We start from the raw sequence: 14,647 nt of genomic DNA on the forward strand, positions 1-14,647 counted from the left end.
GGAGTGAAAAATATGAAAGTTGTAATTCTTGCCGGCGGCTATGGCACGCGCATTTCGGAAGAAAGTAAGTTCAAGCCGAAACCGATGATCGAAATCGGCGGTATGCCTATTTTGTGGCATATCATGAAAGAGTATTCTTACTATGGCTTCAATGATTTTGTGATCTGCGCCGGGTACAAGCAGCATATGATCAAGGAGTGGTTTGCGGATTATTTCCTGCATACCAGCGATGTGACCTTTGACTTCACCCAGGGCAACGAGATGATCGTGCATGACCAGCACGCCGAGCCGTGGCGCGTGACGGTGGTGGATACCGGCCTGAACACGATGACGGGCGGCCGCATCAAGCGGGTGCAGAAATATATCGGCAACGAAACCTTTATGATGACCTATGGTGATGGCGTCTGCGATGTGAACATTGCCGAACTGGTCAAGTTCCATAAGCAGCATGGCAAGCTGGCAACCCTGACCGCCGTGGTGCAGGAACAGCAGAAAGGCGTGCTGGATATCGGCCAGGACAATTCGGTTCAGGCGTTCCGTGAAAAAAGCGTCAACGATGGGGCTATCATCAACGCGGGCTATATGGTGCTGGAACCGGAAGTGTTTGATACCATCAGCGGTGATGATACCATTTTTGAGCAGACCCCGCTGCGCGAGCTGGCAGCCAAAGGCCAGCTGATGAGCTATGTGCACCGCGGATTCTGGCAGTGCATGGATACCGAGCGCGAAAAAAGTATGCTGGAAAAAATGTGGGCGTCTGGCCGTGCGCCCTGGGAAGTGTGGAACCAACAATGAACTTGGAATTTTACCGCGGCAAACGCGTGTTTGTAACCGGGCATACCGGTTTTAAGGGCAGCTGGCTCTGCCGCATGCTGGTGGGTGCCGGTGCAGTGGTAACGGGTTACAGCCTGGAACCGCCCACAACCCCCAACCTCTTCTCTCTGGCAGGGCTGGAAGGCAAAATGACCAGCGTGATCGGCGACATCCGCGATTTTGCCAGCCTGAAAGCGGCCTTTGATGCCGCTCGGCCGGAAATTGTGCTGCACCTGGCGGCTCAGCCCATTGTGCGGGACAGCTACAAGGACCCGCGCTATACCTATGAAACCAATGTGATGGGCACTGTGAACCTGTTGGAATGTGTGCGCACCGCCCAAACTCCGACGCGCTCTGTGCTGAACGTGACGACAGATAAGGTGTACCAGAATAATGAATGGTGCTGGGGCTACCGCGAAAACGAACCGTTGGACGGCTTCGACCCCTACTCCAACAGCAAAAGCTGCTCGGAGCTGGTGACCCACAGCTATAAAAACAGCTTTTTTGCGGATGGCAGCGTGGCCATCTCCACTGCCCGCGCAGGTAATGTGATTGGCGGCGGCGATTTTGCCAATGACCGCATCATCCCGGACTGCGTGCGCGCGATGGCAAAAGGGGAGAGCATCGGTGTGCGCAACCCGTATTCCACCCGCCCATACCAGCATGTGCTGGAACCGCTGGCGGCGTACCTGCTGATCGCCCAGCGCCAGTATGAGGATAACCGGTACGCCGGCTATTATAACGTCGGCCCGGATGACTGCGACTGTGTGACGACCGGCACCCTGGTAGACCTGTTCTGCCAGGCGTGGGGCGATGGTGCTGCATGGGAAAACCGCGCTGAGGCAAACGCCCCGCATGAAGCAAACTTTTTGAAGCTGGATTGCAGCAAATTGAAATCCACCTTCGGCTGGAAACCGCGCTGGCATATGGCGGAATGTATGCAAAAGACCGTTGCGTTCAGCAAGGTATGGCTTTCCGGCGGGGATATCCCGGCGGAGATGGACAAAGAGATCAAGGAATTTTTGAGTGAGTAAGGGAGCAGACGATGGCAAATTGGAGCAATGAGGCCGAAGCCCGCGAGCAGATCAAGGCGCTGGTGGCAGAATATTACCATGACTTTAAGGAGAAAAAGGCGGATTTCAAGCCCGGCGACCGCGTTACTTATGCATCCCGCGTGTTTGATGAAAAAGAAATGTGCGCCCTGACCGATGCAACGCTGGATTTCTGGCTGACCACCGGCCGCTTTGCGGATGAATTTGAAAAAGAGTTTGCCAAGTGGATCGGCGTAAAGTTCGCCAACCTGGTCAACTCTGGCTCCTCCGCCAACCTGATTGCCTTTATGGCGCTCACCGCCCCGGAACTGGGCGACCGCCAGATCAAAAAGGGTGATGAGGTCATCACTGTGGCATGCGGGTTCCCCACCACTGTCACCCCGGCGCTGCAGTATGGCGCTGTGCCGGTGTTTGTGGATGTAACCGTGCCGCAGTACAACATTGATGTGACCAAGCTGGAAGCCGCTCTTTCCCCCAAGACCAAGGCAGTCATGATCGCCCATACCCTGGGCAACCCGTTTGACCTGTCCGCCGTCAAAGCTTTCTGCGATGCCCATAACCTCTGGCTGGTGGAGGATAACTGCGATGCCCTGGGCACCCAGTACACCATCAACGGCGAAACCCGCTTTACCGGAACCTGGGGCGATATCGGCACCTCCAGCTTCTACCCGCCGCACCACATGACGATGGGCGAGGGCGGCTGCGTGTATACAAACAGCCCGCTGCTGAACCGCCTGATCAAGAGCTACCGCGACTGGGGCCGCGACTGCATCTGCCCGTCCGGCCATGATAACTTCTGCGGCCACCGCTTTGACGGTCAGTATGGCAAACTGCCCGCAGGCTATGACCACAAGTACGTTTACAGCCACTTTGGCTATAACCTGAAAGTGACCGATATGCAGGCCGCCATCGGCTGCGAGCAGCTGAAAAAGTTCCCCAGCTTTATCGAACGCCGCCGCCATAACTGGGACCGCCTGCGCGCAGCCCTGGAACCGGCCGCCGATAAGCTGATCCTGCCGGAACCGGCCGCCAACAGCCGCCCGTCCTGGTTCGGCTTCCTGATTTCGGTCAAGCCGGAATCCGGCCTGGACCGCAACGCCGTGACCCGCTATATTGAGGACCACAATGTCCAGACCCGCCTGTTGTTCAGCGGAAACCTGATCAAGCACCCTTGCTTTGACCAGATCCGCGGCACCGACGCCTACCGCGTGGCAGGGGAGCTGACCAACACTGACTTTATCATGAACAACACCTTCTGGGTCGGCGTGTACCCCGGCATGACCGATGAGATGATCGACTATATGGCAAAGATCATTATTGAAGCGGTGAACCAGTAAAATGCGCTGATAAGATGAATCAATAAGAAAAAGCAAAGCCGGGCTGATAAGAAAAAATGGCTGCTGCACTGCGGTAAATTATCAATACAGGCTTTGCTTTTTGATTGCTTATAAAGAATAATAAAGGAACGGGATCCATGCAGAAATTGTTGGCGCTGTTGGGAGCAAAAAGCAAAAAGGAATTTGTTGCACTGCTTGCACAGTTTATCAAGTTTGGCCTTGTTGGCGTAAGCAACACGGCGGTATCAATGGCGGTGTATTATATCTTTTTGTGGATCAGCCCAGACCTGTATATGGTAGGCAGCGTTCTGGGAACAATTCTGAGCATTGCCAATGCCTTTTTTTGGAACGATAAGTTTGTGTTTACCGGGAATGCAAACGATTGGCGCAGTAAACTGAAACGCCTTGGAAAAACATATGTCAGCTACGGCGGCACGTCGATCCTTTCTAATGTTTTGCTTTGGATAGAGGTTACGTTCTTCAGCGTCAGCAAAACGATTGCGCCGATTGTAAATTTGCTGGTCACGATTCCGCTGAATTTTATCATCAACAAGTTGTGGACATTTAAGGAAAGATAAACGACAAAATGTTTCCTGTCAACGATGTGGAGCTTATCCGGCACGGAAAAGTGCGGTATCGGGATCCCTAACCATCATCCGACTCAACGAGGTTGGTTGGCGGTGCTTTATTGTTGAAAATAAGACTGCAAAATATATCGGTAAAAAAATATGGGAAACCAGGGAACATCTGATACATAACCGGGAACAGAAATAGGGCAAGGCTGTGTATGGACAACATGACAACAAATAACGAGAATAAATCTGGTATCAGCATTGGATTAGATCAGCTGTTGCCGGAAGATAACAAATCGGTGCAGATGGGACTGAATTATGGCCAGAATGAATGCAACAGCCAGCGCGTGCTGAAAGAGAATAACACGAAACGGGGAAAAGACCTTTTTGGTAAAAAAGGAAGAGGGAGCAATCCGTTCTGGAAAAAAACGGCCAAGCTGTACTGTGTACTCAGCGCAGTGTGTGCCATTGTGGTTATGGTAACGCTGTATGTTACCCATGGTGATTTTCTTTCGTACTTTTTATACCATGATACACTGGATGCCGGCATGGATTTTTTCCATAGCATTGAATATGTTCGTGGACGCCAGCCGTATGCGGTGTTTGACACACTGTATCCGCCCTTGGCAAATTTGTTCTTTTATGCCCTGTTTTTACTGGTGCCTGCTTCGGTATCTGATAACTGGACCTATGACTTTGAGGCGTCAGTTGCCATGCGCGGCACAGAAACTGATTTACGCACAACACAGTCGTGCTTTTTGCTATACGTCTTTTTTGTGGTGCTGGCGGTTCTTTTGCTGGCGGTTTTGCTCCGTGACGTGATGCAAAATGCCCAGTGGGCCAGGGCCAGTACGTTTTTTGCCTTGTTCAGCTTTGGTGTGCTTAATGCGGTAGACCGCGGCAATATTATTTTGCTGGCGGCGGGGCTTTCGCTTTTTTTCGTCATGTATCACCGTTCAAAGCGCGCATGGGTGCGGGAACTGGCATTGGTTGCACTGGCAGTAGCAGCCGGACTTAAAATTTATCCCGCATTCTTAGGTGTTATGCTTTTAAGAAACCGGGATTTCAAAGCAGCAATCCGCACGGTGTTTTATGGCATTGCAGCGTTGGTGCTCCCGGTGTTTGCCTTCCAGGAGGGCGTGTACGGCTTGCAGCTTTGGCTGAAGATTTTGTTCTCTTTTGGAAGTAAAAGTAAAACACCTTGGGCAGGCAATGGCATCAACAGCATGTTCGCACATGGGGCGCATCTGGTGGACCTGATTGCCGGAACCAGCAATGCAACGGTATCTTTTTTTGCAGCAGCCTTTGCTGTGGCGGCGGTACTGGTTGTGTGTGCTCTGCTCTGCCGCCAGGAATGGCAGGCGTTGCTGCTGATTACCGTGGCTATGATGTACCAAAGCCAGGGCAACTATATTTACTGCATGGCGCTGATTCCACTGGCGTATTTTCTTGCACAGGAAAAGGTGATGACACGTCAAAATATATTGCCTTTTGCGGTTTTGATGGTATTTAATCTGCCGCTTCCAATCTTTGAAGAGCGTAACTCTTATATTCGCAACACCATTGTACAGTTGGCAATACTGACAGCTATCATCTGGGGCGTTGTACAGGCAGTAAATTATGTGTTGGCAGCGCTGAAAACCCAAAAGCCTGAACAATCAAAACTAGATAAAAAAGCTGCACGCAGCACGCTGGTTACTTTCGGCGCTTCACTGGGGGCATTGGCAGTTTCCCTTGCCGTTTTCTATGGCGTGTGGGTGCTGTATAATGCGCCGTCTATTACCATGCAGCTGGGGAATGGCATTTATAACACAGAATATTATACTCCTGAAAACTCCAACAAAGAGCTGCCGTTTTACTGGTGCAAGAAAAGTGCGGAGATCAAACTGGTAAACCCGCAGCTGAATACGGAAAGGTACACCTTTACCTTTACAGTGGGGGATTATTTCTTTGATATTTCTGACCGCCCCAGCATTACCATTACCTTCGGTGACAGTAGCCAGACCTTTGTGGTCAGCCAGGAAAACATGAAAATCCGCTATACCGTGGATGTTCCTTTTGGTGAAAGTACAATCGATATTAGCTACAGCGGCAAGCGGGTCGATGCCCCGCAGGATTCCAGAACTTTGTATTTTGTAATGGTTCAGCCGCAGCTTGAACGGATTAAATAAAAGGAGGACACTCTCAATGAAACAGCGTCTGGCCGATTATGTGGCCGATTTTCTTGCGGCGCACGGCGTTACGGATGTGTTCAGCGTGGTGGGCGGCGGCGCCATGCATCTGAATGATGCACTGGGCCACCACCCGGCGTTGCATGTTACCTATAACCATCACGAGCAGGCAAGTGCCATTGCGGCGGAAGCATACGCCCGCATTGATAACAAAATTGCCGCCCTGTGCGTTACCACCGGCCCCGGCGGCACCAACGCCCTGACCGGTGTGGTGGGCGGCTGGCTGGATTCCATCCCTATGTTTGTAATCTCCGGCCAGGTTCGGTACGATACCACGGCCCGCTATGCCGCGCAGTTTACCGATGGCCTGCCCCTGCGCGCGGTGGGCGACCAGGAATACGATATCACCAAATCTGTTGCCCCCATGACCAAATACGCCACCATGCTGGAAGACCCGAACCAGATCCGCTATGTGCTGGAAAAAGCCTGGCACCTGGCAACCACCGGCCGCCCCGGCCCGGTGTGGATCGATATCCCGGTCAACTATCAGGGCGGCTACATTGAAACCGACAGCCTGCCCGGCTATGACCCGGCGCAGGACGATGCCCGGCTGCCGCCCCCGGTGGACGATGCCACCGTGCAGATGGTGCTGGAAAAGATCCGCCACGCCAAGCGCCCGGTGTTCCACGCCGGATACGGCATCCGACTTTCCGGTGGGTACGCAGTGTTCCGCGCCGTGGCGGAAAAGCTGAACATCCCCATTGTGACCTACTGGAACGCCGTGGACCTGATCGAGGACGAAAACCCGCTTTACTGCGGTCGTGCCGGCAATATGGGCGACCGCCCCGGCAACTGGGCTATCCAGAACGCAGACCTGATTCTGGCTGTGGGCACCCGCATTTCCATCCGCCAGGTGGGCTATAACTGGAAAACCTGGGCCCGCGCGGCGGAAGTCATCATGGTGGATATTGACCGCGCCGAGATGAAAAAGCACACCCTGCATGTGGAGCACCCCGTGTGGGCGGATGCCAAGGACTTTCTGCAAAAGCTGGATGCCGCCGCAGCGCCGCTGACCCCTGTCAGCCAGGCAGCGGACTGGCTGGCAACCTGCCAGCGATGGAAAAAAGATTACCCCGCCGTGCTGCCGCGCCAGTGGGAAGAAAACGGCACCACCGCCAATGTGTACGCCTTTGTGCGCTACCTCAGTTCCCGCCTGCCGGAAAACAGCCTGACCGCAGTTTCCAACGGCGCCTGCTGCGTGGTGGGCAATCAGGCGTATGTCATCCAAAAAGGCAGCCGCATGGCCAACAACAGCGCCATTGCCAGCATGGGTTACGGCCTGCCCGCCGCCATTGGCACTTGCATTGCAGGCGGCCGCCGTACCACCATCTGCCTGGAAGGCGATGGCTCTATCATGATGAACCTGCAGGAATTGCAGACCATCCTGACAAATAAGCTGCCGATCAAGATTTTCCTCATCAACAATAACGGCTACCACTCCATCCGCCTGACCCAGAACAACCTGTTCAAAGACCATTGCAAGATCGGCATTGGGCCGGAGAGCGGGGATCTGTCCTTCCCGGAGTTCCGCAAAATTGCCGAAGCGTTCGGCTACCCGTATTCCTGCGCACATTCCAACGCTGAGATGAAACAGGTGGTGGATGCCGCCCTTGCCGCAGAAGGCCCGACTTTCTGCGAGATCTTTACCGATACCCGGCAGGTCTGGGAGCCGAAGAGTGCCACCAAGCGCCTGCCGGACGGCACACTGGTCAGCCCGCCGCTGGAGGACCTGGCACCGTTCCTGCCGCGGGAAGAGCTGGAAAAGCAGATGTTTATCCCCCTGGTGCCGGAGCAGTGAATGATGATAGAACGTAACATTAAAACCGTAATCGTAACCGGCCCCACCGGGGCCGTGGGCACAGCATTGTGCAGCCGGTTGTTGCAGGCTGGCTGCACCGTGGTAGCGGTCTGCCGCCCCGGCAGCCCGCGGGCCGTAGCGCTGCCCAAGGATGCAAACCTGTATGTAGTTGCCTGCGATGCCGCCAGCCTGGCGGATTTGCCGCAGTGCATGGCCGAAGCCGGGCTGCCCGTGCAGGCGGATGCCTTTTTCCACCTGGCGTGGGCGCACACCATTGGCGCGGGCCGCAATGATATGCCGGCTCAGATTGAGAATATCCGCTATACCATTGATGCCGTGCGCACCGCGGCGGCAATGGGCTGCCGTGTGTTTGTTGGTACCGGCAGCCAGGCAGAGTATGGCCGTGTGGACGGTGTTCTGCGGGCCGATACCCCCACAAACCCCGAAAACGGGTACGGCATGGCCAAGCTGTGTGCAGGCCAGATGAGCCGTACCGAGGCCGCCGCCCTGGGCATGGACCATGTGTGGGCGCGTATCCTTTCGGTTTACGGCCCGCATGACGGCCCCAACACGATGATCTCCGCCACCATCCAAAAACTGTTGGCCGGGCAGTGCCCGGACCTGACGGCAGGGGAGCAGAAGTGGGATTATCTTTACTCCGCCGATGCTGCGGATGCACTGTACCGCATGGCCTGCCATGGCCGCAGCGGTGCCGTGTACCCGGTGGGCAGCGGCACCGCCCGCCCCCTGCGGGAATATATTGAGACCCTGCGTGATGCCATCGACCTGTCCCTGCCGCTTGGCCTGGGCAAAATCCCTTACGGGCCGCAGCAGGTCATGTTTTTGCAGGCGGATATCACCCAGCTTGCGGCGGATACCGGCTTTGCGCCGCGCACCGCCTTTGCCGATGGCATCCGCGCCACCATTGCGTGGGCAAAAACGCAAAAGCAAACCAATTAAGCCAATAAGGAATAACCCCGTCCGTGCGGGCAGGACCCGCATGGACGAACAGGAGCCAGACAGTATTTATGCAGTTGACCTACCAAAAGTTAAAGCCGTTTGCCTTATCCTATCTCACCGCGCCGCTGGCGGTGTTTTTTGCGGGGTATCTCCGCGCGCCGTTTGCCGTTGCGGGCCTGGCCGTGCTGGCCTTTGCCTGGTGGTATGCCGTGTGCAAAACGCCGCAGGTTAAGCAAGTGGGGCAAGAAGAGCAGGGCATTACGCTTTCGGTGCCAAAGCTGGTGCTGCTGTTTGCCCTGATGCTGTTGTGGGGCTACCTGGGCGGTCAGACGGGCTTTTTTTACCAGAACTCGGACTGGGGTTACCGCAACGCCATTTACCGGGATCTGATCACAAACAGCTGGCCGGTGTATTACCCGCAAAAGGATACGGCGCTGGTGTATTATATCGGGCACTGGCTGGTCCCGGCGGCGCTGACCAAACCGGTATACGCCCTGTTTGGGCTGGATGCCGCCTGGATGTTCGCCCGTATGGCCCTTTGGGGGTGGACGGCGCTGGGCACCTATCTGGCGGCGCTGAACTTGTTGGTCTACCTGCGTGCCGATACCGGCAAAAAGCAGGGGATCGGCCTGCTGTTTTTGATTTTCTTCAGCGGCATGGATATTCTGGGCGCGCTGTACAGCAGCCGACTGCCGGACCTGCTGGCCTATGACGCTATGCACCTGGAATGGTGGACGAATGATTTCCAGTTCAGCTCCCTGACGACCTGCCTGTTCTGGGTGTTCAACCAGACAGTGGGGGCATGGCTGGCAACCGTCTGCTTTTTGCAGGAGAAAGACTGCCGCAACTACCTGCTGCTGGGCACGGCCTGCCTGATGTGCGGCCCTTTCCCATTTGTGGGGCTGGTTATTTTTATGGTGGTGCGCGGCATTGTTCTGCTGGCACAGCGTCAAAAAGGCGTGCTGCAATCGGCGTTCTCCCCGGCCAATGTGCTGGTGCTGGTTGTGGTGCTCAGCATTACGGCCAGTTATTTTTTGGCCAATAACGCCTTTGGTTACAGCGTTCTGGGCGAAACTGTCGCCGGGAACCAGGCAGCGCAGCAGACTTTTGGCCAAAACGTTCTGACCAGCCTGCAAAAAGGCATGTTGGTATTTTACCTGTTGGATGCCGGCATCTATCTGCTGCTGCTCTGGCGGCAGAACCGCCGCAGCTGGCTGTTTTATACCTGCGCCGTGTCGCTCTTCATCATTCCGTTCTTTAAGGTGGGACAGGGGTGCGATTTCTGCATGCGGGTGTCCATCCCGGCTATCTTTATCCTGATGACCCTCTGTGCCCGGTACTTTATCGCCTTGGTGGGCACCAAATGGCGGGACGGTACGCTTGCACAGCATGCCGTGACCATTCTGCTGGCGGCAACGCTGCTGATCGGTGCCTGCACCCCGGCCATGGAAATTTACCGCGGCATCTGCCACATTGCCAAAGAGGGGACTTTCTGCCTGGAAAACGAGGAGCCCTACACCCTGGCGGACCGCCCTGTAAGCCTGAACTTTGAAACGCAAAACTGCGAAAATAAATTGTTCTTTACCTATTTTGCAAAATAGTGTATAGTGATAAGGGTCTGCCCGGCTATTGCGGCAGTGGGCCAAAGACTAAACTTAAAGGAATGAAACCTGCATGAGCGAGAAGAAAAAAGTCATCTCTGTTATGATCCCTACCTATAACGAGGAGGAGAACGCCCGCCCCATCTATGAGGCGGTGCGGGATGAGATTCGGAAGGACTGCCCGGATTATGACTATGAGATCCTTTTTATTGATAATAAAAGCCAGGATCGTACCCGCCGGATCATTACGGACATCTGCGCGCAGGATCCCAAGGTCAAAGCCATTTTTAACAGCAAGAACTTTGGTCAGTTCAACAGCCCCTATTACGGTATGATCCATACCACAGGGGACTGCACCATTACCATCTGCGCGGACTTCCAGGACCCGGTGGAGATGATTCCAAAGTTTGTGGCTGAATGGGAAAAAGGCTACAAAATTGTAATCGGCAAAAAGACCACCAGCCAGGAAAACCCTGTCATGTACTTTTTGCGGGACTGTTACTACAAAACCATCAAAAAGATGAGCAATGTGGAAATGATCGAGCAGTTTACCGGGTTTGGCCTGTACGATAAAAGCTTTATCCAGACCCTGCGTGATTTGCACGACCCCACCCCGTTTTTGCGCGGGATTGTGGCGGAGCTTGGCCCCGAGCGCAAGGAGATTGAATACACCCAGCCCAAGCGCCGGGCAGGCAAGACCCACAACAACTGGTACAGCCTGTTTGATGCCGCCATGCTCAGCTTTACCAGCTACACCAAGATTGGGATGCGGATGGCGGAGTTCTTCGGCTTTTTCTGCGCGGCGGTCAGCTTTATCCTGGGGCTTGTGTTCCTGGTGGCAAAGCTGATCCACTGGAATACCTTTGCTGCGGGTTATGCCCCGATGATTATTGCCGTGTTCTTTGTGGGCGGTGTGCAGCTGACCTTTCTGGGATTTTTGGGCGAGTACATCATGGCAATGAACGCCCGTATTATGGATCGCCCCCTGGTGGTGGAAGAAAAGCGGCTGAATTTTGAACCCGAAACGCCGGAAAGTGATACTACCCGCGCCCAGTAAGACCGAGTGGTTATAATAGATTGTGAGTTGACAGTAAAACAATGATTCCTTTTAATATTCCCCCGCAGGTTGGTACAGAGCTGGACTATATGCGCCAGGCCATGGCCAACAATAAGATCTGCGGCGATGGCCCTTTTACCCGCCGCTGTGATGAATGGATGGAACAGCGGTTCCATGCGGGCAAGGTGCTGCTGACCACCAGCGGTACCACCGCGCTGGAAATGGCTGCCCTGCTGTGCGGCATCCAGCCCGGCGACGAGGTGATCCTGCCCAGCTACACATTTTCTTCCACGGCAACGGCCTTTGTTTTAGCTGGGGCCAAGCTGGTGTTTGTGGATATCCGCCCGGACACCATGAACATTGACGAAGCAAAAATTGAACCCGCCATTACCGAAAAAACCAAAGTCATCTGCGTGATGCACTATGCCGGTGTGGCCTGCGATATGGATACCATCATGCAGATTGCGCGCCGCCATAACCTGAAGGTGGTGGAAGATGCCGCCCAGGGCGTGATGGCCAGTTATAAAGGCAAGGCGCTGGGCACCATCGGTGATTTTGGCTGCTACTCTTTCCATGAGACGAAGAACTTCTCAATGGGAGAGGGGGGCGCACTGGTCATCAATGACCCCGAAACCGTGACCAAGGCCGAAATCCTGCGGGAAAAGGGTACCAACCGCGCCAGTTTTCTGCGCGGCCAGGTAGATAAATACACCTGGGTTTCTTATGGCTCCAGCTACCTGCCCAGTGATCTGAATGCCGCTTACCTGTGGGCACAACTGGAACAGGCCGATACCATCAATACAGACCGTACCCAAAGCTGGGATTATTACGCACAGGAGCTGGCACCGCTGGCTGAAGCAGGCCTATTGGAGCTGCCCACCGTGCCGGAAGGCTGTGTGCATAACGGGCATTTGTTCTATGTCAAGCTGCGGGACCTGGAACAGCGCACCGAGTTCATTGCCTATTTGAAAGCCCACGGTGTGGCATCGTCTTTCCATTATGTGCCGCTGCACAGCGCCCCGGCGGGCATCCAATACGGCCGCTTTGCCGGTGTGGATGAATACACCACAAAGGAAAGCAACCGCCTGACCCGCCTGCCGCTGTACTATGGTCTGACCGAAGATGACCGCGCAGCCGTGGTGCAGGTGGTCAAAGACTTTTTTGCACAGAAATAACATGCCCAGTGCATGAAATCAGCAATATAACAAAAATCCGTATCCCGAATGCCAAGCAGGGCAGGAGGATACGGATTTTTCTGTTTGTTCTTTTAAAATTAAACGAAAGTTCTCCACGGAACGATGAGGTCATGGTACGGGGTACGAAACGCTTGCCTGTTTGTATAAAAAACCAAGGGCAATACCGCATAATTCTAAGTGCCGATACGGCGAGCGAGGTGCGGCAGATGCCAAGCCAAAAGCGCAGATAATACTGGATGCTGCAAAGGTGAGCGCCGCCAGTGGCGGAAACAGCGAACCGAAGCAGGGGCAGCGGTCGCAGAGTGCGAGGGGCTTTTGCCCCCGAAGCACGATGCGGGTACCGCAACCCGACATTATCGAGCATTTTGGCAACGCAGATGCCGTGCCGCAGCTGCCGGAGCGGTGCTTGAGCCGTTAGGCGGGAATTGTGCGGTATTGCCCAAGGTTTCTACAGGGAAATAATGCCGTTCACTTTCCCCACCCACTGCTTTGCAGCATGGTTTCATCGCTCAGCATCCACAGGGCCTCCACACCATCCAGTTGCTCGATCAAAGCCTGCCCTTTTTCTACCGGCATGCAGAACACACCGGTGGAAAGCGCATCCCCCAGGCCGCTGTCACTGCTTACAATGGCAACGCTGTTCATGTAGCGGGCAGGCTGCAGGGTGGTCAGGTCGATCAGGTGGTGGTAGCGTACACCGTCCACGGTAAAGTAACGCTGGTAGTCTCCGCTGATCACAAGGCTTTGCCCCGGCTGCAACTCCACAGTATCCACATAGCTTGCGGTAGCGTATTGGCCGTCCTGATCCGGCCAGGGGTTATCGACCCCGGCAACCCAGGGCCCGCTGTTGGGCTTGGTGCCAATGGCGCGCACATTGCCACCCACGTTCAACAGGGCGCTGGTCAGGCCGCGGGCTTCGGCTGCCTGGGCGCATTGCTCCACCGCATAGCCTTTGCCAATGCTGCCAACGTCCAGCTGCAATTCCGGGTCTGCAAAATACACCGTCCCGGTATTCTGGTTCAAAATCAAATCATCCATATTGCAGTGGGCAGCCGCAGCCTGCAGGTCGGCGGTTTTGGGCAGGATATCGGCACTTACCTCGGCTCCATCGCCCGCGGCGGTGCGGGCATCGTGCCAGTAGCGCAGCACCGCCCCGGCAGCGGCATTGCAGGCACCGTCCGTTGCCTGGTACATCTCCTGCGCGAAGGTCAGCAGGTTCATAATCTCATCCTCAACGGCAACGGGGGCAGCGGCGGCTCCGGCGTTTACATCCGCCAGGTTGGTCATGCCGTCATAGTGGTTGTAAATATCATACAGCTGGTTATACCGCAGCAGGTCTGCATGCAGGGCGGTCATCTGGGTGTTCCAGTCGGCTTCACTGTCGGCATAGCCGCTGATGACAGTAACGGTGTCAAACACATCCCACCAAGTTACGCTGTAGCGCTGAGGGCTGGTGGTTCCAGTTGCCGCACAGCCGCTCAGCAGCAGGCAGAGCGCCAGCACCGCACAGGTCAGGCGGCGCTTCATGCCTGGCCTCCCACGTGTTCATGCTCGCGGTTCAGTTCGGCCAGCAGGGCAGCAAGGGTCCAGCCGCGGCTGGTGGGGGTTACCATGGCGCGCAGCGGGATCACCGCCCCGCCGCGGCGCACTTCATCCACAAACTGGCCCAGATCGCCGTTGTCATGCCGCAGCCCGCTCACAATCATGGCCGGGCGCTCCGGTACATCCGGGGCGGGGGCGGCTTCACCGCCAGTGTGCCGCCCGGTGCAAAGGGCTTCCATGGTGGTGCCCAGGTCGGCGGCGGTCAAAAGGCGGACTTTCAGGCGGCTCAGGCGTGCGGCGTGTTCCACCGCGGCGTGCTCGGCACTGCCGGGGGCAACCTGCCACAGCAGCACACAGCGCGGTTCCTGCTGGATTCTGGCTTTCATAACAATACCTCGTTATGCCTGCCCGCAGCCGGGCAGGCAGCAATCATAAAATCAAAATGTGCGGCGCAGGGGTCAGCCCCGCGCCGCACGGTGGAAAAGGTT

The 14,647-nt window shown here is 55.5% G+C and carries 12 protein-coding genes; 10 read left to right on the top strand and 2 right to left on the bottom strand.

Going from position 1 to position 14,647, the window contains the following annotated elements:
* Positions 1-12 precede the first annotated feature (12 nt).
* The 10 genes from rfbF (at position 13) to rffA (ending at position 12,596) form a co-directional block, all read left to right on the top strand.
* Positions 13-795 carry a glucose-1-phosphate cytidylyltransferase gene (gene rfbF / locus PG062_RS05335; RefSeq protein WP_270751492.1) on the top strand — a complete coding sequence of 261 codons (783 nt, stop codon included), beginning with the start codon at positions 13-15 and terminating at the stop codon, positions 793-795.
* Positions 792-1,847: a CDP-glucose 4,6-dehydratase gene (rfbG, locus tag PG062_RS05340; protein ID WP_270751493.1), complete on the top strand. Its 1,056-nt coding sequence runs from the start codon at positions 792-794 to the stop codon at positions 1,845-1,847. The genes rfbF and rfbG overlap by 4 nt, the downstream gene beginning before the upstream one ends.
* Positions 1,848-1,858: 11 nt before the next feature.
* Positions 1,859-3,202, top strand: a complete 1,344-nt coding sequence (rfbH, locus tag PG062_RS05345) for a lipopolysaccharide biosynthesis protein RfbH (protein WP_270751494.1) — start codon at positions 1,859-1,861, stop codon at positions 3,200-3,202.
* Positions 3,203-3,339: 137 nt separating this feature from the next.
* Positions 3,340-3,780 carry a GtrA family protein gene (locus PG062_RS05350; protein WP_270751495.1) on the top strand — a complete coding sequence of 147 codons (441 nt, stop codon included), beginning with the start codon at positions 3,340-3,342 and terminating at the stop codon, positions 3,778-3,780.
* Positions 3,781-3,998: 218 nt separating this feature from the next.
* Positions 3,999-5,945: a glycosyltransferase family 87 protein gene (locus tag PG062_RS05355; RefSeq protein ID WP_270751496.1), complete on the top strand. Its 1,947-nt coding sequence runs from the start codon at positions 3,999-4,001 to the stop codon at positions 5,943-5,945.
* Between the two features lie 16 nt (positions 5,946-5,961).
* The gene (locus PG062_RS05360) at positions 5,962-7,803 is read left to right on the top strand and encodes a thiamine pyrophosphate-binding protein (RefSeq protein ID WP_270751497.1); all 1,842 of its coding nucleotides are present in this window, start codon (positions 5,962-5,964) and stop codon (positions 7,801-7,803) included.
* On the top strand, positions 7,804-8,763 hold the full coding sequence (locus PG062_RS05365; RefSeq protein WP_270751498.1) for an NAD-dependent epimerase/dehydratase family protein: 960 nt from the start codon (positions 7,804-7,806) through the stop codon (positions 8,761-8,763).
* 68 nt (positions 8,764-8,831) lie between these two features.
* Positions 8,832-10,364, top strand: a complete 1,533-nt coding sequence (locus PG062_RS05370) for a hypothetical protein (protein WP_270751499.1) — start codon at positions 8,832-8,834, stop codon at positions 10,362-10,364.
* A gap of 73 nt (positions 10,365-10,437) precedes the next feature.
* Positions 10,438-11,421: a glycosyltransferase family 2 protein gene (locus tag PG062_RS05375; protein WP_113998826.1), complete on the top strand. Its 984-nt coding sequence runs from the start codon at positions 10,438-10,440 to the stop codon at positions 11,419-11,421.
* 41 nt (positions 11,422-11,462) lie between these two features.
* Positions 11,463-12,596, top strand: a complete 1,134-nt coding sequence (rffA, locus tag PG062_RS05380; RefSeq protein ID WP_270751500.1) for a dTDP-4-amino-4,6-dideoxygalactose transaminase — start codon at positions 11,463-11,465, stop codon at positions 12,594-12,596.
* Positions 12,597-13,085: 489 nt separating this feature from the next.
* Here rffA and PG062_RS05385 read toward each other — a convergent pair whose 3' ends face one another.
* A complete protein-coding gene (locus tag PG062_RS05385; RefSeq protein ID WP_270751501.1) occupies positions 13,086-14,144 on the bottom strand; it encodes an FAD:protein FMN transferase in 1,059 nt (352 codons plus the stop codon).
* Positions 14,141-14,545 carry a DUF3783 domain-containing protein gene (locus PG062_RS05390; protein ID WP_270751502.1) on the bottom strand — a complete coding sequence of 135 codons (405 nt, stop codon included), beginning with the start codon at positions 14,543-14,545 and terminating at the stop codon, positions 14,141-14,143. Before PG062_RS05390 ends, PG062_RS05385 begins: the two co-directional genes overlap by 4 nt.
* Between the last annotated feature and the right edge of the window lie 102 nt (positions 14,546-14,647).

This window comes from Gemmiger qucibialis (genome assembly GCF_027689445.1).
In the GTDB taxonomy this organism is placed as follows: domain Bacteria; phylum Bacillota; class Clostridia; order Oscillospirales; family Ruminococcaceae; genus Gemmiger; species Gemmiger qucibialis.

What these genes read in the sequence shown, in the direction of transcription:
- rfbH (WP_270751494.1), top strand. Translation starts at nt 1,859, where the DNA reads ATGGCAAATTGGAGCAATGAGGCCGAAGCCCGCGAGCAGATCAAGGCG.
- PG062_RS05365 (WP_270751498.1), top strand. Translation starts at nt 7,804, where the DNA reads ATGATGATAGAACGTAACATTAAAACCGTAATCGTAACCGGCCCCACC.
- PG062_RS05360 (WP_270751497.1), top strand. Translation starts at nt 5,962, where the DNA reads ATGAAACAGCGTCTGGCCGATTATGTGGCCGATTTTCTTGCGGCGCAC.
- PG062_RS05385 (WP_270751501.1), bottom strand. Translation starts at nt 14,144, where the DNA reads ATGAAGCGCCGCCTGACCTGTGCGGTGCTGGCGCTCTGCCTGCTGCTG.
- PG062_RS05350 (WP_270751495.1), top strand. Translation starts at nt 3,340, where the DNA reads ATGCAGAAATTGTTGGCGCTGTTGGGAGCAAAAAGCAAAAAGGAATTT.
- PG062_RS05390 (WP_270751502.1), bottom strand. Translation starts at nt 14,545, where the DNA reads ATGAAAGCCAGAATCCAGCAGGAACCGCGCTGTGTGCTGCTGTGGCAG.
- PG062_RS05370 (WP_270751499.1), top strand. Translation starts at nt 8,832, where the DNA reads ATGCAGTTGACCTACCAAAAGTTAAAGCCGTTTGCCTTATCCTATCTC.
- PG062_RS05375 (WP_113998826.1), top strand. Translation starts at nt 10,438, where the DNA reads ATGAGCGAGAAGAAAAAAGTCATCTCTGTTATGATCCCTACCTATAAC.
- rfbG (WP_270751493.1), top strand. Translation starts at nt 792, where the DNA reads ATGAACTTGGAATTTTACCGCGGCAAACGCGTGTTTGTAACCGGGCAT.
- rfbF (WP_270751492.1), top strand. Translation starts at nt 13, where the DNA reads ATGAAAGTTGTAATTCTTGCCGGCGGCTATGGCACGCGCATTTCGGAA.
- rffA (WP_270751500.1), top strand. Translation starts at nt 11,463, where the DNA reads ATGATTCCTTTTAATATTCCCCCGCAGGTTGGTACAGAGCTGGACTAT.
- PG062_RS05355 (WP_270751496.1), top strand. Translation starts at nt 3,999, where the DNA reads ATGACAACAAATAACGAGAATAAATCTGGTATCAGCATTGGATTAGAT.